Raw genomic sequence first — 22,465 nt, 5'->3', positions numbered from 1 at the left:
CCCCCCTCTTTATACAAAAACAACAGAAAATTCAGTCTATTTATTTTGAACTGGTGGTTCTGTTTCTTTCATCGTTAATTCTCGCTCTAACACTGGCACCGGATAATCAACACCATCTTGCTTTTTCAATGTGATAGAATACAGCGTCTGCATCGCTTGGTGGTCCTTCTCTCTAAACTTCATCTTTCCTTTCGGTGTATCAAATTCCATTCCTTCCATTTTCTTAATCAAGGTATCTACATCTGTATCACCTTTTGTTTTCTTTAAGGCTTCTACAATAGAAATTGCTGCTGACATTCCTCCCGCTGTAAACAAATCTGGCACTACACCATTAAAACGTTTTTTATGCTCTTCAACTAGCCAATCATTCACTTTATTTTTTGGAAGTGTGTGATAATATACAGAAAAACCTTGCATACCTACTAATGCATCCATTGTTTTTAATGCTGGTATATCTGGCGCACCTGTAGAAATTTTAATACCTTGCGCTTCCACATTCATATCTTTCAACTGTTTCCAAGGTGAATTTGCCCCTGCCCAAACGATAAATAAATAATCTGGTTTTGAACTAATGATATTTTGAATATTCGCTGTAAAATCTGTTGAATTTGTATCCGCGTATTGCTCATTCACAATGCTCGCACCTAATTTTTTCGCACCCGCTTTAAATGCAGCAATCCCTTCACGACCAAAAGCGTTATCTGGGGCAAATGTCGCAATCTTTACACCTTTTTTCGCAATTGCCGCTGCTCCTGCAATCGCATCTTGTGAGGAACTTCTTCCAGTTCTAAAAATATATTTATTCCAGTTCTTCCCGGTAATACTATCCGCAACTGCCGGTTCTACAACCATAATCTTTTCATATTCCCCGGCCAGTGGTAAAACCGCTAACGTATCACTTGAACTAGACGATCCAACTAAAAAATCAACTTTCTCTTCTTCTAATAACTTCGTAGCTTTTTTAACTGCTACATCAGCTTTCGTTTCTGTATCTTCTACAACAAACTTAATCTTTTTCCCATCTACTTTCCCAGTTCCACCAGTTGCATAGTCTAACCCTAATTCAAATCCGTTCACTGTTTGTTTTCCATACGATTCTAGCGGTCCTGTTAAAGAAGCAAGAACTCCTACCTTAATCGTTTTTTCATCCTCTGTACTTGTTTTCTTTCCTGAACAAGCTGCCGTTATTAATAACGAACCTAAAACACAACCAGTAAACATTGTCTTTAGCCACTTACGTTTTTTCATCGACATTGTGATCCTCCCCATACTTTACTTTCTGATAGAATCAAACACGCCAAAATCCCCTGTCCGTAATCATGACTAACTAATTCGATAGATAATGGAAAACTCTTGTAGTACCCTCTACATTCGGCACAAATATATAATCACCTTCCTATGTAATGGAAACGGACATACAATCAATATATATTCTGCAATCCAATTGAAAATACTGTTTCATTTCAGTAATGATCATACAAAAAGACTAACTTATTTTTTAAGTTAGTCTTTTCACCTTAATTAGAGTTAAGTTCTACTTTCTCTAACCCTTCAGCCAATTGTTTCTTATCTAGTCCTTCTCCTATTACTACTAAGTTTGTCGGGAAACCGAAGTCTTGTTCTAATAAAGTTGGTACTCCGAACGAATATTGGAATAGGTGAGGGTATTTATCTCCACGGAATTTCACAAAACCTTTCACTCGATAAATACTATCTGGTAAATTCGAAAGCCATTCATATAATTTGTCTTGATCAATCGGTTTCGTAAATTGATATGTCATCGTTTGTATATGTAAATGCTGTTTGACATGTAGTGTCTCATGTTCCTCATCATTTGGAAATTCTGCTTCTTCTATATCTTTTAAAGATATATTACAATACTTTGTCTCATACATTTTCGCATGATCATTTATTGCCTTTACTTCTTCAAATACTGTGTTCTTATCTTCATCTGTTAGTAAATCTGCTTTATTAACAAGAATGTGACTACCAAATTTAAGTTGCTCATGCAATAGCTGTTGTACATTTGCACTTAATATACTTCGGTTTAACCACCTTACTGCATCTAAAACGACTACAATTGATTTCACTTCCAGAAAAGGAGCTAAAATTGGCGAGACACACGCGTCTAACACTTCAATTGGATGCGCAACACCTGTCGTTTCTATATAAATTACATCTGGTCTTTCTTGTTGGTATAACGAATGTAATTGTATTTCAAGCTCTTCTTTTAATGTACAACAAATACATCCTTTAAGAAGTTCTCTTAAAACATTCTCTTTTCCAATAATATCTGTATCTACCGAGTATTCACCAATTTCATTCATTAATACTGCAACTTTTCTATTCTTCTTTTTCTCTGCTAACAATAAATTTTGTAATAATGTTGATTTTCCACTACCTAAAAAACCACCTAATATATGAATCTCCACTTTATTCATTCAACCGACCATCCATTTCTTTACTTCAAATGTATTCAAAGCGTAATAATTACGATTTATATTTATCATTTTATTAAAAGAATGACCATTTGTAAATATAAGAGATTCACTGTTCATTTACTTCATATGCAACTCTAACTCCAGACTCAATTGCCCCTTGCATCCATCCATGTGTTAATGTCGTATGCTCTCCTGCAAAGTGTACTTTTCCAGATGGTGGTGTAATATACGGAAATAACTCGAGCTCTTGGCCTGGTTCGAAAGCTGTAAATGCACCGCAAGAATACGGATTTTTACTCCAGCTAAAAGATGTTCCAGTGACAAACTCACTATAGACGATGTCACCGTATATTTCCGCTAAATTTTTTAATGCGTAACGAATACGATCTCTTTGCGGGAGACTATCCCATGTTAACGCCTCATCTGCCCACGTATAACTTGCTATAACGATAGCTGGTCCTGGAGTATGAATGCCATAACTCGGATAGTATGTAAAACGTATCGGTAAATCAGTAATAGATTTACCTCCACACTGTCCCACTTTCTCCCAAAATCTACTTTTAAACTCTATTGCAATTTTAGTTGCAGCAATATAATTTAATTCACGAATTGCTCTTTTTTTAAAATAAGAGAATAAATAGTATGGCTGAACTTCTACAAACCTTAACGCTGAAAATGGAATTGTAATAATAGCAAAATCACTTGTTATTGTAAATTGCTCTAACGTTTGTTCATGATTTCCTTGTAACATTACTTTATTATCTTCTTGTATAATTTTATCAACCTTATACTGCATTAAAATATGTTCCCTTAATTGTGGTAAGAATGCATTCGATAACTTATCCATTCCACCAGTTATTTCATAATATTTCGTTGTTGAAGTAAAGAAAATCATTTCACGTAATACTTCAATTAAGGACATTCCCATATAAGCTTCCATATCAAGAAGTACCCCAATCATATCTATTGCACCATCTGAATAATACTCCATTAAAAATGAACCAAGCGAATACGTTTTATACTTTTTTTCAACGATAAGCCAGTTTTTATCAGGATCCTTCTTAATATAATTTAGTATTGGTTCTAATACCTCAATCATTAGCTCTTCTGCCGTTTTTCCTCTTTCTTTATCCAAAACCGGATATTCAAGTACACTTGGATCATTTTCAAACACATTCAATCTCGTTTGAATGTTATTCGTATAAATGATATCTGCAAAAGTTTTATTTATAAAAAGGTTTAAAGGTAGTTTAAATTTATGAATATACGCTAAGGTTAACTTATGGGTATCAGGGATTCTCATCGGTCCCGAATTAAAATATAAACCCACACTAAATGGTTCCCGAATCGTATACACTCTGCCACCTATTCTGTTATTTGCTTCTATAATCGTTACTTCGTGCCCAGCCTCTTTTAATAAAGAACCTGCAACTAATCCAGAAATCCCTGCACCTGCAATCGTAATCCGTTTTGGGTTATTCTTTTTAACAAGCCCTGCATGAATAATATGAAGCATTTCTTCCATTGTTAATGGGTTCCCCATACCATTTCCCCTTTTACAAAGGATTTTACTGAATTATATTCGGTTCACTGAATTCCTATGTTTTGTTCGCAGATTTGCACGGATACATTTTCAAATACTTGAATATCTTTTATAAAATGTAATAAACTAGATATGACTCTATAGAAGTAAGACGTATTATCTTACATAACAAAACCAATGAAATTGCGAGGAATTTTGAAATGAAAAAAGGTATTAACCGTGTTGTATTAGTAGGAACAGGAGCAGTTGGATGTAGTTATGCTTACTGCATGATTAACCAAGCCGTAGCTGAAGAATTTGTTTTAGTCGATGTAAATGAAGCAAAAGCTGAAGGGGAAGCAATGGATTTAAGTCATGCTGTTCCATTCGCCCCAGCTCCAACTAGAGTATGGAAAGGCAGCTACGAAGATTGTAAAGATGCTGACCTTGTAGTTATTACAGCTGGATTACCACAAAAGCCAGGCGAAACACGTTTAGATTTAGTTGAGAAAAACGCCAAAATCTTTAAACAAATCGTTCGCAGTATTATGGATAGCGGATTTGATGGCATCTTCTTAATCGCAACAAACCCTGTAGATATTTTAACTTATGTAACTTGGAAAGAATCTGGTTTACCGAAAGAACGTGTAATCGGTTCTGGTACAACGCTTGATTCTGCTCGTTTCCGCTATATGTTAGGTGAGTACTTCGATATTGGTCCACACAACATTCACGCTTATATTATCGGAGAACACGGCGATACTGAACTTCCAGTTTGGAGCCATGTTTCCGTTGGTATCCAAAAACTACAAACACTGCTTGAAAAAGACAACACGTATAATCAAGAAGATTTAGACAAAATTTTCATAAACGTCCGTGATGCAGCTTACCATATTATTGAGCGTAAAGGCGCAACTTATTATGGTATCGGTATGTCACTTCTACGTGTTACAAAAGCAATTTTAAACGACGAAAATAGTGTATTAACTGTATCAGCTTACTTAGAAGGTCAATACGGTCAAAAAGATGTTTATATCGGGGTACCTGCTGTTTTAAATCGCGGCGGTGTTCGTGAAATTTTAGAGGTTGAATTAAGTGAAGATGAAGAATTAAAATTCGATCACTCTGTTCAAGTATTGAAAGAAACAATGGCTCCGGTTCTTTAATTAAGATAAAAAGCAATCCAATTTATTTTGGATTGCTTTTTATTTTCATTATCTCCTATGACTTTTTAGTGATTTTCTATCATTTCTTATTTTTTAGTCGCATCCTCATTATTTATATCAAGTACATCTAATAAAAAGATAAAGATTGGTATCCCGATAATAAGCCCCCATATTCCGAGGAAATGCTCTGAGAAGATAAGAATCATAAATGTGTAGAATATTGGTAAATTTGTTTTTGCAGACATAAACTTCGGATTTAAAAAATAACTTTCAAGAGCATGGATTACTGTTATGAATACGAGTATGTATACTACGTACATAACTCCGCCTACGTTGTAAGCAATGATACAAAGTGGAAACAAAGAAATAATCACACCTGCAACAGGAATCAACCCTAGTAAGAAAATCATAACAGCTAATACAAGTAGCTGTGGAAATCCTAAAACGATTAATGCAATGACAGTAAGAATACAATTTACAACGGCAATTAAAAACTGAGCCTCAATTACTTTGCCGAACGATCTTGCAAATCTTTCACCAAAATATGCAATTTCCTCATAAAAGATTTTTAACTTACTATCTTTAAACTTAGATGTAAATGTAATAATACGCTCTTTTTCTAATAAGAAAAATAAGCTTAAAATTAGAGATAATAATATTTGTAAACTTACCTTCCCTATATTTGCTATCGATTGATAGATGACATCTACACCTTGTTCTATATATTTTGATACTTCCATCCCATTAATTGTCGAAAGTGCATATTTAACGATTTCATTATCAGGTGGATTTTGAAAAAATAGTTTAAACTGATAAATTAATTGTGAAATTTGTATCGTCAGCACAGGTAAATATTTATATAACGTTGTGCCTATAAAGGAAACTAGTATTATATATAAACATGCAATAACAATTTTCCGGTTTACTTTCAATTTTCTTGAAATAAAACGTTGAAATCGATCCATTAAAAACGTCAGTATAAACGTAATTAATATTAAATTAATCATACTTTTTAATGCGTATAATACAAGCGCTACTATTATTAAAACGAGAAACCGTTGAAACCCTCTACTTCGAAAAAAACTCTTTACTTCATTCATTAAGAATTAACCTCCCCCTTCAATGGATGGAAATTGAATATATTACATTTTATGAACTCCTATAGACAATCTTTCTTACTAATTGAGAAGAATCCTTTTTTTCTTTTCATATTGTTAGATTCCAGTTATTTTTCATATAATCTTTTATAAACTAGGTAATTTTCTATTTTTAGACTGCTGTTCATACGCATATCCAATATTGAAAAGCTCTTTTTCACCAAACTGTTTCCCTACAAACACTACACCGATTGGTTCTCCATTTTGATCATATCCAGCAGGAACCGCTAATTCCGGATAACCAGCTACAGCTGATAGAAGAACTTCATCGTTATTAATCATAACTAGAGCATCCAAACCTTTTTCTACTAAATACCTATCTAGCTCTTTTCTTGCATTTTCTTGACTCGTTTGCACTACGTTTTCAAACTCTTCTTTCGTTATAACAGATTTTTCAGACCCTTCAATTAATGTTTGTCCGTATTTTATTCGTCTTTTACTATCCTTTTTATTAAACGCTATAATCTCTTCTAACGATTTTACCGGTACATTCTTTTGCTGTGAAAGATAGTCGTTTACATTATGTTTGAACTCATATTCTAATGTTTGCAAATTATCTACACCCTCAGCACTTAACTGGATATTATCAGTTAATATCGCACCTGCATCTTGAAGGTCTTTTCTAATTTTTTCTGCTACTGCTTTTCTATTTTCATCTTGTTGGTCTACAGAAAAAAGAAGCCCTATCTTTTTCCCTTTTAATCCATCTATCGATAAATCCTTTGTATAATCAATTCTTTCTTTATCTTTCATTTTTTCTGTCATAACATCTTTTTCGTCATAACCTATCATTGCATTAAATAATGTTGCTGCATCTTTTACCGTTCTTGCCATAGGTCCTGCTGTATCAAGAGTTTCAGCTAACGGAATAATTCCTGTTCTGCTTACCATACCTAAAGATGGACGTAACCCAACTACTGATTGCTGCGCCGCGGGTGCAACAATCGATCCCGTCGTTTCTGTTCCAATTGCAAGCGGTGCAAAATCTGCTGCAACTACTGTAGCAGATCCTGAACTTGATCCTGAAGTATCGAATGTAATCGGACCGTACGGGTTTAAATTTTGTCCTTTCTTCCCGCTATACCCGCTTGGCATTGTAAAAGATAAATAGTTCGCCCACTCAGACATATTCGCTTTTCCTAAAACAAATGCTCCTTCTTCTTTCAACTGCTTCACAATTGTTGCGTCTTGATCTGCAATCCAATCTTTTAATACATAAGTTCCTGCACTAGTCGGCATCACTTTTTCCGTCTGTACATTATCTTTTACAACCACAGGAATACCATATAAATTCGAATTTTTGTTTCTACCCCGCTCTTGATCTAACTTTCTTGCTTCTTCCATCGCATTAGGATTTATCTCTGTAACAGAATTTAATGTTATTCCATTTTGATCATGTTCTTGTATTCTAAAGAGATAAATACTCGTTAATTCTTCATATGACAACTTTCCATCATCAATCATTTTTTGAAGCTCATCTACAGTCGCATTTACGACTTCTTTTTCTTTTATCTTTACATTTTCTATATTGATTCCTTTAAGCTGATTATGTATCGGTTGTAGCACTCTTTCTTTATCATATACAATACGCTCAGGTTCCTTTGGAAAATAATTTTTATACACGTAATATCCACCAGCACACGCTAATAAGACAATGCCTCCAGTGATAGACAGCGTTACCTTTACCCATTTCTTCATGTTGCTTCCTCCACTCTATAAGATGGTTAGCTATACAAAAAAGAGAGTTACCTTTTACTTAACTCTCTCCAATCAAAATGCTAAATGGAAAAATGAAAGATTTCAATCTAATTACTTCTTTTTTTGCATTTGCTTTGCTAACATTTCTTTCACTTGATTATACGTTAACCCTGAATTTTTATTTAAACGCTTTACTTCCTCAACATCAGTACCTACCACTGTATATTTTTTCTCATCATTCATTTTTCTAATTCCCTTCTCACCGTATTATTTCTTATATTTCTTCCCTAAATACGCATAAATTAACACCACTACAAAAAAGGAAGCTGTTTTTAAGCACAGCTTCCTTCTCGTTACATATTGTATTTCTTAATAAAATTTCACTACATCTTCAGTAGGTAAGAACGTTCTTTCTGCTGGTTGTTCGTTTGGTTCACCAAATGGCATTTGACCTACTAAGCTCCACTCTGCCGGAATGTTCCAAGTTTCTTTCACTTCAGCATCTACGATTGGGTTGTAATGTTGTAATGACGCTCCAATTCCTTCAGCAGATAATAGCATCCACACAGTATGTTGTAACATCGCATTTCCTTGATGAGACCAGAATGGGAACTGATCTTTATATAATGGCGCATTTTCTTGCATTTTTTCTACAGTTGCTTGATCTTCAAAGAATAGAACTGTTCCTACACCTGCATGGAAGCCTTTTAGTCTTTCTACAGTCGCTTCAAAGTTTTCTGCTGGTACGCGGGCTCTTAGTGTTTCTTTAACGATATCCCAAAACTTTTCATGCTCTCCATCCATTAATACAACCATACGACCACTTTGCATATTGAAAGATGTTGGTGCGTGTAAAGCTGTTTTTAACACTTCTTCAATTCTTTCTTTCGTAATTGCATCGTTTTTTGCTACTTTACGAATTGAACGGCGGTTCACGATTGCTTCTTTTAAGTTTGTTGTAGTTGCTGACATTTTAATTCCTCCAAATGTTTGTTTTATAATTTATTTTGTTATTTCATAACAAGCGAATTAGCAATATCCATCGGTATTACATTGCATACCTTCAAATGAATTTGTTTTATCCTTTTCAATTTCTTTATCAATGACCCTTTCTAGTGTTTCTTTACTAGCAAGCCCTTGAATGACTTCATCTCCAATCATGACAGTTGGAACAGCCATAATATTCGCTTCATCATATGCGTGTTGAATTGCTTCTTGATGCTTTTCTTTATATTTACGAGTTACTAAAGCATCTTTAAATTCCGCCTCAGGAAGTCCTACTTCTACCGCTAATTTTGTTAACACATCAATATCTTCAATGTTTTGCTCTTCTTGGAAAAATGCTGTGAATACGCGGTGATGATACTCATTACCTAGTCCACGTTCTTTCGCAAATTGACATCCTTCGAAAGCTAAATGTGTATATGGATGCGGTGAAACACGTGGCAAGCGCATATCAATTCCTAACTTCTTCGCTGTCGGAAGAATGAAAGCATCCCATGAACCTAATTTTTCTGGTTCATTCCATGGATCTATTTTTGAATATGGACTTGGACGTAATTCAAATGGCATCCATTCAATCTCTACATTTTTCTCTTTCGCTACCTCATCTAATGGACCTTTTGCTAAAAAACAAAACGGACATATAAAATCTGAGTATACTTTCATTTTTACAGTCATAACTTTTACACCTTACCTTTATTGTTGTAATCAAATCGGTTACATTAATGACAAAAAAATATAAATATGATTTAAGCATTCATTTTTTCTTGCAAAGTTTCAAACAACTGCCCCATTGTAATATTTCTCAAAACTTCTTCCATCGCGGATTGTGCTTGAATTAAAATAATTTCTAACACCGCTTGAATATTCGCACCAATTGGACAATCTGGATTCGGTTTCTCGTGAATATGAAATAGCTTGTCTTCTTCGACTACGTTCACTGCATGATACACATCTAACAATGTGATTTCATATAAATCCTTTAGTAATCCCGCGCCACCCGGTCCACGATTTACGTAAACAAAGCCAGCTTGTTTCAAGTACGACATGATTTTACGAATGACTACTGGATTTGTATTAACACTCTCAGCCATATAGTCTGAAGTACAAAGTGAAGATGGATTGTTTTTCAAAATAGATAAAATATGAACAGCTATGGAAAAGCGGCTACTAATTTTCATCGTAATCACCACCTCGATGTAATCATTATAGTTACAACTAAAAAATAAGTCAATCCTTTTCATAGATTTTTTATAAGTAAATTAAAAAGTGTCCCATTATGATATATGAGACACCTCTTTTTATTCTGCAAATAGCGATTGAAATTCTTCAATAAATAGCTGCACAGCGATTGAAGAATCCTTTAATGAAGGAACAGCTAAAGCAATTTCTCTCCATACTTGTGGTTCCAATTCTCTCGTTTGCACATTTTTTGGTAAATTCGTTAAAGATAATTCAGCTAATATTGCAATGCCCAATCCTTCTTGAATCATATTTAAAGCTGTAGTAACTGTCGAAATTACATATTCAGCCCGAAGTGGTACGTTTGCTTGTTTAAACATATCAATAATAGGTGGTTCGTATCCGCCCTTACATAATATGATTGGTTCATTCTCTAAATCACTAATTGTAATAGAGTCCTTCTTACAGAGAGGATGATCCTCTCTTAAGATAGCAACCATTTTCCCCTTCGTTAATGGAACAATCTCCATATCTTTATTAGGCAAAATAACAATTCCTATATCAATAACCCTCGATACTAACCAATCTTCAACTTCTTTAATCGTTCCTTCACAAAGAACCACTTCTAATTTCGGATACTTCTCCTTAAAAAGGTTTATCATTTTGGGTAAGAAATGTGCAGAAGCACTCGGAAAACTACCAATTCGAATCGTCCCAACTTCGTGTCCTTTCTCCATCGCAACTTCTTGTTCAATCTTCTCTACACCGTTCAAAATCTCTCTAATATGTACAAGAATCCTGTTTCCTACATCCGTAACGAGGAGCCCTTTTCGCTTATCACGTATAAGAATAGTAACTCCTAACTCTGACTCAATACTTGAAATCGCATGACTAACAGCTGGCTGCGTCATATTTAATACCCTGGCAGCTTTCGTAAAACTACCTAACTCAACAGTTTTTATTAATACTTGCAGTTGTGTAATGGTCATAACTAATCACTTATACTCCTCATAAAAAAGATTCATTTTATTTATTACAGTCGATATCATATCATAGTGAAATGAATAACAACAAGGAGGTCTTTCAGTGACACAGCTTTCTCGAACTAAGACGGCCATCATCCTTACCTTTCTCGTTTTCATGTGGGGAATCAATTGGCCTTTATCAAAGTTTGCCCTGCATTATACACCACCTGTTTTATTTGCAGGCGTTCGAACTTTAATTGGAGGATTCATTTTACTCCTGTTCGCATTACCGAAATACAAAGAGTTACATTTAAAAGAAACGTGGCATTTATACGTTATTTCTTCTTTACTTAACATCATTATATTTTACGGATTACAAACTGTCGGCCTTCAATATATGCCTGCTGGGTTATTTTCCGCCATTGTATTTCTACAACCAGTTTTACTCGGTATTTTCTCGTGGATATGGCTTGAAGAATCAATGTACGGCTTGAAAATTTTCGGGCTTGTTCTCGGATTTATTGGTGTAGGTGTTATTAGCTCTAGCAGTTTAACAGGACATATTTCTATCATTGGAATCCTTCTCGCGTTAGGATGCGCTATTGGCTGGGCACTTGGCACAGTATTCATTAAGAAGACTGGTCACCGTGTTAATGCCATTTGGATGGTAACACTTCAGCTTATTATTGGTGGTCTTTGCTTAATTGGATTTGGTTCAGAGTTTGAAAGCTGGTCTAGTATCGCTTGGAGTATGCCATTTGTTAGCGTACTTCTCTTTATTTCATTCTTTGTTATTGCAATGGGGTGGCTTGCATACTTCACACTTGTTGGAGCTGGTGAAGCAAGTAAAGTTGGGGCTTATACATTCCTCATTCCACTAATAGCTATTATTGTAAGTTCAATTTTCTTACATGAGGCTATTACCATTAGCTTATTCATCGGACTATTATTTATTGTTGTGAGTATTTGTTTTGTAAATATAAAACCGAAAACACTTGCTGTAAGGCAGCAAGTTGAATTGAAATAAACGTAAGAAAGAGCCTACTGTTTGTAGGCTCTTTCTTACGTCTTACTTTTTACGACGTACTACAAAAACACACGCACTTACCGACGATACTATGGCAAAAATAGATAAGACAATTGCTATCAATTGCATATTACTAGTACCTTCATTTTTTTCTACACTAGACACTTCACCATGTTCTCCTGTTAATGACGTACCTTTTGCAATTGTAGTAAGTGAATGCGGTTTTTCAGCTTTTTCATCGCCTGTCCATTCAACAATTTCTTCATCTTTATATTGTTGATATGCGTCCCAAGCTATTTTTTGCTCTTTATCCGGATTTTTAGCGACGAAAGTAAATCGCTGGAACTGACCGGGTAAAATCCCTTCTCCTGTTGCTTCCCATACTACAGTTTTAACTTTTCCAGCTGTATCTTTTTGCTCCTCAACTTTCCATCCTGGCACTGGTTCATACTGCTGGAACTCTACTCCAGACGGTATTTTCAGTGTAACTTTTGTTGTTGCTACATTTTTTTCAACTGGTACTTTTATCGTATATGTCTCCCAAGAACCAACGTCAGAAGTTGCTGGTTTTACAGTGACGTGCGCACTAACAGGTAACGAAAACATTCCCATTGCAATAATTGTTGCGATCATTGTTGTTCCTAATTTTTTTATACGTTTCATTTTCTATTAGCTCCTTTTCATACATAGCTTCTTTTTATCTGCCACCGACAATAAATTTAAAATCTGTATCGAAACTATCAAGAGATTTTGTTAATCCATGAACATGTATATTCCAGTTTCCTGTCATATTAATATACATACCTTCTGCTTCATATTCTCCTGGTGAAACTACTGAAACTTTAAATGAACCTTTTCCCATGTTCATATCTAATGATTGAGTCGTCAATATCATTTGTTCCATATCAGTAACAGGCTGTCCCTTTTCGTCCTTTAGTGTAATATGGAATTTATTTTGTCCTACCTTATTCGGACTTACATTTAGCGTAAGTTCATATCCATTATCTAATTGCTTACTCTCTGTAAATGGTCCAGTAGGAGGCATCGGTGGTGTTTGTACGTTTGTCATAAAAGCTACGATTACGAAAATGATAATTCCAATGACAAACTCTACTTTCACCGTAGCTCCTAATCCTTGCTGCGCTCGCATTCTCCCTTTCACATAATGAATAATTCCCAATATCCCCATGAAAATAAATAATAGTATCTTTGTTAATAAAGCCAATCCATACTTCGTATCAAATAACGAGTGGATTGTTGGAATAAAAAATGTACTGTTAAAAAGGCCTGTTATTAAAATCACGATGACAGCACCTGTTGCCCACGGTGAAAAACGCTTAATCATATCCCAATACATATGCCACTTGTTATCCTCTTTACGTAAAAGAAGAATAATAGATGATAAACCACCAACCCATAATGAAGCTGCTAATAAATGTAGAAAATCCATAACGACAGCAATGTTTTTAAACTTTAAACCGTATGCGTGACTATTAAAGGCCTTCATAACAAGTAGCCCTATAAACAATAGTATTGGAATACTCCATACTTTAAACGACGAAAACTTCTCATGCTTCACCGCAAAATACGTAACAATTATAAGCGTACTAATGAGAACCATTTGAGTAATCCATACATAACCAAAAACAGAAAGCTGTAATGTTTCTTTTAATAGTAAAGGATTGAATGCTTCTAGCCATGAAACATCAGCATTTATTTTCGCTTGCAATGGTAGGTTGAATAACAAGCTAATAAATATCCCAAATAAGGAGATCCATATTATGTTCTTACTCCTTGATCGAACCGAGGTTGCATTCCCTTTATACATAATAAGATTAAAGAAGAGAACTCCTAAAAATAGCGAGAAACTCGCATATAAAATTCCACGTTCCATAATCATATCGATTTGCGGGACATACCCCATCTCTTCCACCTGTACATCGTCTGTTCCCGCTTCTGCTAATCCAATACGGAATGGAATAACCCCTTGAATTGGATGTCCATCAGCTGAAATAGCTTTCCACTGAATAGAGTAGAGACCATTTTTGAGATTTTCTTTTAATCCGGCTTCTAATAGTTTTTTATTTTTTTTATCAATATGAGCATCTTTTAAATCGACTCTTTTACCTGATGTATCTCTCACGTACAATGTATTAAAACGTGAAACTTGTATGTCCTCATCGAATTCAATTTTCACAACAGATGGTGCTCTCTTCAACGTTTCATTTTCCATAGGGTTTGATTTCACAACGTACGCATGAGCAGATGCACTTTTCGGTATCAATATGATAAGCACACATGCAAGTAATAACCATGTCCCTAATCTTCTCATTACTTTCACACTCATTTCACTTCTTTCTTCCTCATCGCTCTATTTTCATTACTTTAACTTCCGAAGTTTGATTCTCGGGCGAAATATTAACCTGATTAAATATAAACTTCTATAAAGTATAACTCTTATTTCTCTTCCACCTCTAAACTTCTAATATAATAGTAACTATCACTATAGATACAACTTACATTTTTAAAGTCGATTGTTATTATATCATAAAATATATTTATGTAAGTTATCAAAGAAGAAAAGTTATCGTGAATCATTTGTGAAGAAAATGTGAAATGCATAAATAAAAAGGTGTTACGTAATAACGTAACACCTTTTTAAAAATATCCTTCTTCTATTTCTCTTCCGGATAATCACAATACTCGATAATCGTTCCTTCTGTATCCGCTGGGTTAAGATATATTAATCTTCTACCGTGCTTATTAATCCGAAGTGTATGCTCTAACGTTCGAATTCCTTGTTCTTTCAATTCCTCTAAAGCCACATCTAAATCATCTACTCGATACGCAACGTGATGAACACCTTTACCTTTTTGTTTAATAAAACGGGCAATTGGAGATGTCGTATTATTTGTCGGTGCAAGTAATTCAATTCTATCTCCATCCACTTCAAGAATGGCTACTTCGCTTTCCACACCAGGAGCTTCACTTACGTAACGATCTATTAAAGTTCCTAGTAACACATTTTCATAAAAACGTATCGTACTATCTATATCTCGAACTGCGATTCCGATATGATCAATTGTTTTTTTCATTTTATTTCCCCTACTACTTTATTTTTTCTCATTATTAATAGTAACAAAAAAAGCTATAGAAACAAGTGTTTTGTTTCAAGATAGTTATATATCATAAGGTATATAACCCCCTATTTTTCAGTGTCGAAACAGTTTAAGCTGTTCAATAGGAGATGACCCCCCTATTGCTGAAGAAATAGGTCATTTAATCAGGTTGGGCTTGGCATGGTATCCCCCCGGCTGGGTTCGGTTCGGTGTTGTTTGGTATGGCTTGATATGGTAATTTAATAATTACATAAACCATTTTTTATTATAAATCACTCATCAAAAATAATCAGATTCTCTACTAACTAAACATAATGGGATATAATACAATTTATTCTAAAGTTTCTTCATAATTTCTCTGAGTTCGTAGAAAATAGCAACATTAAGTAATAAGTGCAACGTATTTTTCAATACATACTATAAATATTGAATTATAATAAATGTCTCAAATTGTCTAAAAATCGTTAAAAGAATTTCCTCACCCTAAGAAACTTTAATGCTATTAAATAAAAAAACTTTGTCCTTTCCAACAAGTCATACTTTTTCTATTTTATATTGATGGGGTAGCACAACATCTCTAGCAAGGTCTCGTAAAATATTTGGAGATAAAAAGTGTTGAATCTCTTGAGCAAATAGCTGTAATTCATCAGATACAGAAATAGACATACAAAGACGTTATCCTTCCTATAGTCCTACAGAAAGGATAACGTCTTTTTCACTTTATAGATAGTTCGAAAAATTAGCTTTATAGCGTTGTAGCGGTTTCGTATATAGTCGTTTAATAGTTATTTCTGTTACCTTTATATATTTACATAATCTTCGTTATCAGTAGGCAATGATGCGTAAAATTTCATAATACCCCCATTTTTATATGTTTCTCGTATTTAGTGTTTTGGATAACTTGTTTCTATTATCTTGATAGTGATGATTACAGCAATCAAGGTAGATTTAAAATAAGATTATGATGTTTATAAAAAAGTTACAGGAATGGTGTGAAGAACTATTCCACTAGTCAAAGAAAAAATATATATGGTGGACCTTTTGAGATAGATATAATTATATGAAAATGGTAATAAGAGGGAAATGCTTAATAATTTTAATATTATAGACAATCATCCAGCTTATATCTAACCTAAAGAATCATTCAAAAAATGATTCTGAAATGCTAACTACTGAAACACCTATACAAAAGGAGAATAGTTTATGAAAATAGTAAATGATAGAGCTATGTTACGATTAATGCATGTAAATGATGTCGCAAGTTTATTTACCATTGTGGAAGGAAATAAAGAAATATGGATGTATTTAATATCTACAATGGATAGTTATCAAGATATGGAGCAGTATGTTCAAGTAGCACTAAAAGGTTTTGAAGAGGGAACTGATTTACCATTTGTTGTTGTAGATCAAAAAACGAATGAAATTGTAGGTAGCACACGTTTGTACAGTATTTCGAATGATAATAAAACGGTTGAACTTGGGCAAACATGGTATCATCCAAGTGTACATCGTACAAGTATAAATACTGAGTGTAAGTATATGTTATTGCAATACGCTTTTGAAGAATTACAAATGTTACGTGTGCAAATAAAAACTGATTTACGAAATGAAAAAGCACAGCGTGCAATTGAAAGACTGGGTGCTGTAAAAGAAGGTGTATTGCGAAATGAAAGAAAATTGCCCCACGGTTATATAAGAGATGCCGTTGTTTATAGTATTATCGCAAGCGAATGGCCGGTTATAAAAGAACAACTATTACAAAAACTAGCAGTATATAAATAAGAGATTATGGTCAAATATATATAACCGAGATACTCCTATTTTTTCGGTTTGGGGGGTATCTCGGTTTTGTTAGCTTGATGACGATGGTGTAGCACCACTAAATTAACAAATCATTATATGCGTCTAAAAACTTTAAAAGCCGTTCCAAATAAAAGACAAGCCACATTTATTAGTAGTAACCCTACTAATGAAAGGAGGATGTTTTAATAGAATGGGTAAATACAACTATTACGAGAAATATAACGATTGTTCGTGGAATAAACAGCGCAAAAAGTATCATTTTGAGGATTGTAACGATTATTCATCATATAAGAAATGTAATGATTCTTATGTCAAAGTACATGTAGATTGTTGCGATTCAAACAAAGATAATACAAGGGAATCAGCATTCAGAGCTACTAGTGCTACTAACCAAGCAGTTGAAGCCAATTCAACGATTCAGGTATTTTATCAGAATGAACAATTTGATTTGGCAAATGAATATAATACTACTACATCCAGATTTATTCCTAGAAAAGATGGGGTATATAACATTATTGGATCTGTTCATTTTCAACCAACTGTAGTAACCACTCCTTATCAGATAACTGTATCTATCTCAGTAAATGGTGTGTCTATTGGACCCGATAAGGAAAGCCATGGCGCAGTAAATGTAGTAGGCATTACAAGAGATAATATTGTGGAAACAGTTGATATCTTAAGATTAAATGCTGGGGATATAGTTGAAGTAGTTGCTACACCTAGTATAGCTGGTCAATTTTTAGCAGGTAACGGCACACGTTTTGCAGCATCTCGAATTCCATCCCCTGCCAACTAGCAAATACAGTAATTCAAATTGTTGAAGGCACCTTAAGGGTGTCTTTTTTTAAAAATACATAGGACTACCTTGCATTCCTATCAAGCTAATAATTTGAAATATCCCCAAAACAAAAATTTTATTTATAGCTGGCCTTAGGAATTCTATTCACCTTTTTCGCTTTTAAGGACAATGCATTCCTTAACTTGGTAGGCATGGGGACCAACCATCTTGATTTAAGTGCATATGTGTGTCAGAGAAAGTGGACTATAGGTTAAGGATCACAGCCTTACATCAGTGTATGATGGGACTAACTTGTAATTCCATCATACAAGCTCCTCTTTCATTACAATATGATACTATACTACCTTAATTTAATGATATATATCATTACTTGTACCATTATATATAAAAGTACATAAATATTTCTAGATGCTTTCCCCTACTCTTTTTGTAATATATACGTTTTCTATTATTCTTACATTAAGATAGTAGATATATCATAGAATTTCTCAGTTTTTTCCTTTAAATACAAAAAACTCCCCCATTTCCGTAAAAAATGGGGAATTAAAAAATAAAGTATCGCCATAATACTTATATATACTGTAATCTTTCCAATCCAGAGATTGGAGACCTATTTGGCATAGAAGGTCGAACTTCTACAAAAGCAGGCATTATGCTGGATGGTAATTCTGAGATAGCGACAGCCAATTGACCTATATCCCTTGGGCGCATTTTCCATTCATCATTTTCCATGGACCTATTGGCAATTGCCCCTAAGGATAAGTGACTAACCCGTATTCCTTCATACCTTAAATCTTGGATTGCTGCCTCTGCCATTGCATGCAAAGCAGATTTTGTACTTGAATATGCAACACCTTGCTCAAAGTAGTATTCACCCGCATGGCTTCCAATAAATATAATTAGCCCTTTACTCTGCTTTAGCATAGGGGCAGTAAACTGAATCAACCATAATGGGGCTGAAAGATTTGTACTTATACTGTCTTGCCAATCTTGTTCTGTTATCTTTGAAATGTTATTAAATCTTCTTATACCTGCATTATTTATTAATATATCTATTTTCCCATATCTTCTAATTATCTCGGCAACAGACTTTTCAATATCTATCTTTTGTGAAAGATCACATTTAATTTCTTCTAACCATTCTTCTTTACACAAAGTCCGATTCAATCCAATAACCTTGTGCCCTTTTTCCGCAAATGATTTTGCAATTCCGTATCCCAAACCGCGATTTGCACCAGTTATTACTATTATTTTCACTTCAAAACACCACCTATTTTCTCAAAATGTTATTTTTATAACTTAGATGGCACATTAATGTTATAAAAATAATTATTAAAGTTTGCTAAAAAGTCATTAATTTGTTTTTCTTTTTCATATAATGATTTTTTTCTTTTAACTATTTTTGCTGAAATCTCTTCAATTTTTTCATAGATTATTAATCCATTTTCAGCAAGTGTCTTACCTGACTGCACTATTTCCACAATACAATCCGCCATATTCAACACTGGAGCAATTTCCACCGAACCATTTAAATGTATCACTTCTATATCATGGTATTGCTGATCAAAATATCTCTTTGTAATTACAGGATATTTACTTGCTACAGATTTTACATCTCTTATATTTATTCCAGGTTTTGCACAAACACACAGTTCACATTGGCCAATTTTAAGATCAAGTATATCTACAAAACCTTCACCCTTTTCTATTAGTAAATCACTTCCTACAACGCCTAAATCAGCAATTCCTTTCTCTAAAAAAAGTAAAATATCTACTGATTTCACCAAGATAAAGCGCAAATTTTGTTCACTTAACTCAAAACACAGTTCACGCGAACTTTCTAAATCTAAGGGGATATTAATCCCACTTGCTCTTAGAATCTGCAAGGTTTCTGATAATAAGCGTCCCTTTGAAAGAGCAATTGTAATAAACTCTTCATTAACTGACAAAGTGATTCCTCTCTTCATAGAAAATATAAAATCAAATGTTAATAATTTTTCATTTTCTTCTTTGTTTACTTTTTAATCAGTACATCTTCTATACGTAAAACTTCAAATGGAATTAACACTCCTACACTTTTAATTCTCCCTGTTAAGTGCCCAATAACAATGTCCGAAGTACATCCCAATAACATGTAGGCATCTGCCTTATTCATATGATTTGCTTGAGCTATTATCTTTGTAGAAATATCTACGCCCATCTTAACAGCTTCTTCAAATGTCTCCCCAAAGCCAATTATTACAAGCCCTTGTTCTACCTGTAAAATGGGAGTAGGAATATTATTTTCAAATATATTTACATTTATTTGTAAAGTGCCTGATGCCTCTAAAGCAATCCCTGAGGGTTCTCCATTTCCTTGTAGAGCATGTAAGTCACCAGCGTATAATAAACCACCTTCGACAGCTACTGGTAAATAAATTGTTGTTCCTTCAACCAACCAACGGATATCTAAATTCCCTCCGTATTTACATGTCGCACCATTTCTTGTTCTAAAGGGATCAGCTAGTCCTATTCCTCCCAAGCTAGGTCTAACCTGTAAATCAATTCCCTCAAAATCTATCCTATTATTTTTAATCTCTATTTTCTTATAATTTCGTTCTGTGAATTGCCCCTTCAACACTCCTGAAGAACGTGAAATACATGTATATGCATGCTTTGCTAAATGAATATTTTTAATTTTTATAGCTACTGTCATTCCTGGCAATGCTCCATTGATATAAACTGGCCCTGTAAACGGATGATGTTTGCCTTTATTAATTACATTATTTAGTTCCTCTTCATTATCCGTCTCTTGTGAAAATGCATTCATTATCTCCATTGAGATTTCTTGACCTGGATTTACATATAAAACCGGTTTTCTCTCTGGAGATAACTCAAAACTAGCTGTATCAGTTGAGTATTCAATAAAATTCACATCTACATTATTCATCTTATTATTTCATACTCTCTACTGGCATTATACGTTTCAATATTTCTTCATAAGCATGTACCAAGTCTCCTTTGTTGTAACGAAATACATCTTTATCTAGAGATTGGTTTGTTTCTATATCCCAAAGACGCATACCATCTGGAGAAATTTCATCTCCTATTACCAACTCACCTGCTGCATTTCTTCCCATTTCGAACTTAAAATCAACTAATTTTACTCCTCTTTCCAAAAGAAAACCCTTTAAAATAGCATTTAATTCAAAAGCTATCTCTCGTATAACTTCTATTTCTCTTTTAGTAGCAATGCCCATTGCAACAATGTAATCGGAATTCATCATCGGATCGTTTGAATATTTGAGGTCTAACTTTAAAATAGGCTGATTAAAAACTTGTCCATATTGGATAGGATAATTCCTTACAATTGAACCAGCTGCAATATTTCGAGGAATTATCTCCAATTTAATCATATCTAATTTGTTAACTTTCATTCTCCCCATTCCTATATTGGATATATAATGATTCGGTACCCCTTTTTTATGGAGCAACTCAAATATGTGAGAAGAAAATTCACATCTTAGTATTCCAGTTCCTATAATTCGAGCATTTTTATTTTGTGTATAAGAAGATACACTATCCAAAAAATGCATGATAATTGAATCATTTTCCTCACCATGATACATCGATTTTGATTTACCACATGTATATAACAAACCGTTTTTCGTCATTAGATTCTATCCTTTCCCTTTATAAGTTATAGTCTTTATATAGAAAAAATCCCACGTAAAGTGTGTGCTACACCATCATTTTCATTTGTTGGTGCAATACAATTCGCTCTTAATTGCACATCTTTTCCAGAGTTCCCCATAGCAACCCCCATACCAACTAGTTCTAACATTCCAATATCGTTTTCTGCATCACCAAAGGCCACTATGTTTGAAAGTGGGACACTGTAGTGATTCGCTATCCACTTTACAGCCGCTGCTTTCCCTGCATTTTTACACAAAATTTCTAACCAAACTTTACGGGAGTCAGAAAATGTATAAATTAAGTGTTCTTTGAATTGTTTTTCTAAAATTCTGATAATAAATTCGGTATTTCCCCTAACGATCAACTTAGATAAATGGTCATCTAAAAAAGTAGATGGATATCCTATTGCATGTGGTGGACAACCCGCATCAATCCAGCACTGTACATCTTTATCAATTACATCCACCCAAAATTCGTTATTTTTTTCAGCTAAAAAATTTTCAATGCTTTTTTCTTCTCTTAATACTTCAAATAATTTTTTCACTATGGAAATATCAATCATATTAGACGTAAGTATTTCACTTTTTCTATTATCAAAAATTAATGCCCCATTATAACAAATGCTAGGAGTATCAAGTGCTAATTCTTTTAAATAAGTTTCTATATCTCTTGGTGCTCTTGCCGTTGCGAGAATAACAGGTATTTTCATTTGATTTAAAGATTGTATAGTCTTTAATGTCCTATTACTAATCTCTTTATTATTGTTTAGCAAAGTACCATCTAAATCACATATGACAACTTCAAACATAGAATTCATTTTAAGTAGCTCCTAAAAAAGAATTAAAACTTCTTTATTTATCTAATTATCGTTAATACTTAATTTGATATTTACAAAACAAGAAAGTATCC

22 protein-coding genes are annotated in these 22,465 nt (G+C 33.9%); 4 read left to right on the top strand and 18 right to left on the bottom strand.

The features are described 5' to 3' along the window. Positions 1 to 36: 36 nt before the first annotated feature. From BHV55_RS09725 to BHV55_RS09715, 3 genes are all read right to left on the bottom strand, one after another. Positions 37 to 1,254, bottom strand: a complete 1,218-nt coding sequence (locus tag BHV55_RS09725; protein WP_000062005.1) for a substrate-binding domain-containing protein — start codon at positions 1,252 to 1,254, stop codon at positions 37 to 39. Between the two features lie 263 nt (positions 1,255 to 1,517). After that, complete coding sequence (locus BHV55_RS09720) at positions 1,518 to 2,441, bottom strand: CobW family GTP-binding protein (protein WP_001044941.1); 924 nt, start codon at positions 2,439 to 2,441, stop codon at positions 1,518 to 1,520. Between the two features lie 106 nt (positions 2,442 to 2,547). Continuing rightward, positions 2,548 to 3,984, bottom strand: a complete 1,437-nt coding sequence (locus tag BHV55_RS09715) for a flavin monoamine oxidase family protein (RefSeq protein ID WP_070757562.1) — start codon at positions 3,982 to 3,984, stop codon at positions 2,548 to 2,550. 200 nt (positions 3,985 to 4,184) lie between these two features. Between BHV55_RS09715 and BHV55_RS09710 the strand changes: the two genes are divergently transcribed. Continuing rightward, positions 4,185 to 5,129, top strand: a complete 945-nt coding sequence (locus BHV55_RS09710) for an L-lactate dehydrogenase (protein WP_000715321.1) — start codon at positions 4,185 to 4,187, stop codon at positions 5,127 to 5,129. Positions 5,130 to 5,215: 86 nt separating this feature from the next. Here BHV55_RS09710 and BHV55_RS09705 read toward each other — a convergent pair whose 3' ends face one another. The 7 genes from BHV55_RS09705 to BHV55_RS09680 form a co-directional block, all read right to left on the bottom strand. After that, on the bottom strand, positions 5,216 to 6,229 hold the full coding sequence (locus tag BHV55_RS09705) for an AI-2E family transporter (RefSeq protein ID WP_001006597.1): 1,014 nt from the start codon (positions 6,227 to 6,229) through the stop codon (positions 5,216 to 5,218). A 144-nt stretch (positions 6,230 to 6,373) separates the two neighbouring features. Further along, positions 6,374 to 7,984, bottom strand: a complete 1,611-nt coding sequence (locus tag BHV55_RS09700; RefSeq protein WP_070757564.1) for an amidase family protein — start codon at positions 7,982 to 7,984, stop codon at positions 6,374 to 6,376. Between the two features lie 111 nt (positions 7,985 to 8,095). Continuing rightward, the gene (locus BHV55_RS27665) at positions 8,096 to 8,227 is read right to left on the bottom strand and encodes a hypothetical protein (protein WP_000997344.1); all 132 of its coding nucleotides are present in this window, start codon (positions 8,225 to 8,227) and stop codon (positions 8,096 to 8,098) included. Positions 8,228 to 8,353: 126 nt separating this feature from the next. Continuing rightward, entirely contained in the window at positions 8,354 to 8,956 is a 603-nt protein-coding gene (locus tag BHV55_RS09695; RefSeq protein ID WP_001277011.1) for a nitroreductase family protein, read from the bottom strand. A 57-nt stretch (positions 8,957 to 9,013) separates the two neighbouring features. Then, positions 9,014 to 9,664, bottom strand: coding sequence for a DsbA family oxidoreductase (locus tag BHV55_RS09690; RefSeq protein ID WP_030025100.1), 651 nt, complete (start codon positions 9,662 to 9,664; stop codon positions 9,014 to 9,016). Positions 9,665 to 9,735: 71 nt separating this feature from the next. Further along, the gene (locus tag BHV55_RS09685) at positions 9,736 to 10,167 is read right to left on the bottom strand and encodes an Rrf2 family transcriptional regulator (protein ID WP_000704082.1); all 432 of its coding nucleotides are present in this window, start codon (positions 10,165 to 10,167) and stop codon (positions 9,736 to 9,738) included. 120 nt (positions 10,168 to 10,287) lie between these two features. Continuing rightward, positions 10,288 to 11,157, bottom strand: coding sequence for a LysR family transcriptional regulator (locus BHV55_RS09680; protein WP_000156771.1), 870 nt, complete (start codon positions 11,155 to 11,157; stop codon positions 10,288 to 10,290). 97 nt (positions 11,158 to 11,254) lie between these two features. Here BHV55_RS09680 and BHV55_RS09675 point away from each other — a divergent pair, with 97 nt between their 5' ends. Beyond that, entirely contained in the window at positions 11,255 to 12,160 is a 906-nt protein-coding gene (locus BHV55_RS09675) for a DMT family transporter (RefSeq protein WP_000192805.1), read from the top strand. A gap of 42 nt (positions 12,161 to 12,202) precedes the next feature. Here BHV55_RS09675 and BHV55_RS09670 read toward each other — a convergent pair whose 3' ends face one another. The 3 genes from BHV55_RS09670 to BHV55_RS09660 all read right to left on the bottom strand — a co-directional run bounded on the left by BHV55_RS09670 (position 12,203) and on the right by BHV55_RS09660 (position 15,255). Next, complete coding sequence (locus BHV55_RS09670) at positions 12,203 to 12,823, bottom strand: YcnI family copper-binding membrane protein (RefSeq protein WP_000821400.1); 621 nt, start codon at positions 12,821 to 12,823, stop codon at positions 12,203 to 12,205. Positions 12,824 to 12,857: 34 nt separating this feature from the next. Continuing rightward, positions 12,858 to 14,507, bottom strand: a complete 1,650-nt coding sequence (locus BHV55_RS09665; RefSeq protein WP_070757566.1) for a copper resistance CopC/CopD family protein — start codon at positions 14,505 to 14,507, stop codon at positions 12,858 to 12,860. 328 nt (positions 14,508 to 14,835) lie between these two features. Then, on the bottom strand, positions 14,836 to 15,255 hold the full coding sequence (locus BHV55_RS09660) for a VOC family protein (protein WP_000750850.1): 420 nt from the start codon (positions 15,253 to 15,255) through the stop codon (positions 14,836 to 14,838). Between the two features lie 1,227 nt (positions 15,256 to 16,482). Between BHV55_RS09660 and BHV55_RS09655 the strand changes: the two genes are divergently transcribed. Together BHV55_RS09655 and BHV55_RS09650 are read left to right on the top strand one after the other, a co-directional pair. Then, positions 16,483 to 17,061 (top strand): GNAT family N-acetyltransferase, encoded by a 579-nt coding sequence (locus BHV55_RS09655; RefSeq protein WP_070757569.1) that lies wholly within the window; start codon positions 16,483 to 16,485, stop codon positions 17,059 to 17,061. A gap of 211 nt (positions 17,062 to 17,272) precedes the next feature. Then, positions 17,273 to 17,878, top strand: coding sequence for a hypothetical protein (locus BHV55_RS09650; RefSeq protein ID WP_070757571.1), 606 nt, complete (start codon positions 17,273 to 17,275; stop codon positions 17,876 to 17,878). Between the two features lie 573 nt (positions 17,879 to 18,451). On the opposite strand, the gene BHV55_RS09645 is transcribed toward BHV55_RS09650, so the two are convergent. From BHV55_RS09645 to BHV55_RS09625, 5 genes are all read right to left on the bottom strand, one after another. Next, positions 18,452 to 19,138 (bottom strand): SDR family NAD(P)-dependent oxidoreductase, encoded by a 687-nt coding sequence (locus BHV55_RS09645; RefSeq protein ID WP_061457063.1) that lies wholly within the window; start codon positions 19,136 to 19,138, stop codon positions 18,452 to 18,454. A 35-nt stretch (positions 19,139 to 19,173) separates the two neighbouring features. Beyond that, positions 19,174 to 19,830, bottom strand: coding sequence for an ATP phosphoribosyltransferase (gene hisG / locus BHV55_RS09640; protein WP_000115577.1), 657 nt, complete (start codon positions 19,828 to 19,830; stop codon positions 19,174 to 19,176). A 65-nt stretch (positions 19,831 to 19,895) separates the two neighbouring features. Continuing rightward, positions 19,896 to 20,810: an acetamidase/formamidase family protein gene (locus BHV55_RS09635; protein WP_070757573.1), complete on the bottom strand. Its 915-nt coding sequence runs from the start codon at positions 20,808 to 20,810 to the stop codon at positions 19,896 to 19,898. Positions 20,811 to 20,814: 4 nt separating this feature from the next. Then, a complete protein-coding gene (locus BHV55_RS09630; protein ID WP_000164571.1) occupies positions 20,815 to 21,534 on the bottom strand; it encodes a phosphoribosylaminoimidazolesuccinocarboxamide synthase in 720 nt (239 codons plus the stop codon). Positions 21,535 to 21,569: 35 nt separating this feature from the next. Next, positions 21,570 to 22,373: a Cof-type HAD-IIB family hydrolase gene (locus BHV55_RS09625; protein ID WP_001087478.1), complete on the bottom strand. Its 804-nt coding sequence runs from the start codon at positions 22,371 to 22,373 to the stop codon at positions 21,570 to 21,572. Positions 22,374 to 22,465 lie beyond the last annotated feature (92 nt).

The organism is Bacillus sp. RZ2MS9 (genome assembly GCF_001816185.2).
Taxonomy (GTDB): domain Bacteria; phylum Bacillota; class Bacilli; order Bacillales; family Bacillaceae_G; genus Bacillus_A; species Bacillus_A cereus.
Note: the sequence above shows the minus strand (reverse complement) of the source record. Positions and strands in the feature narration are given on the sequence as shown.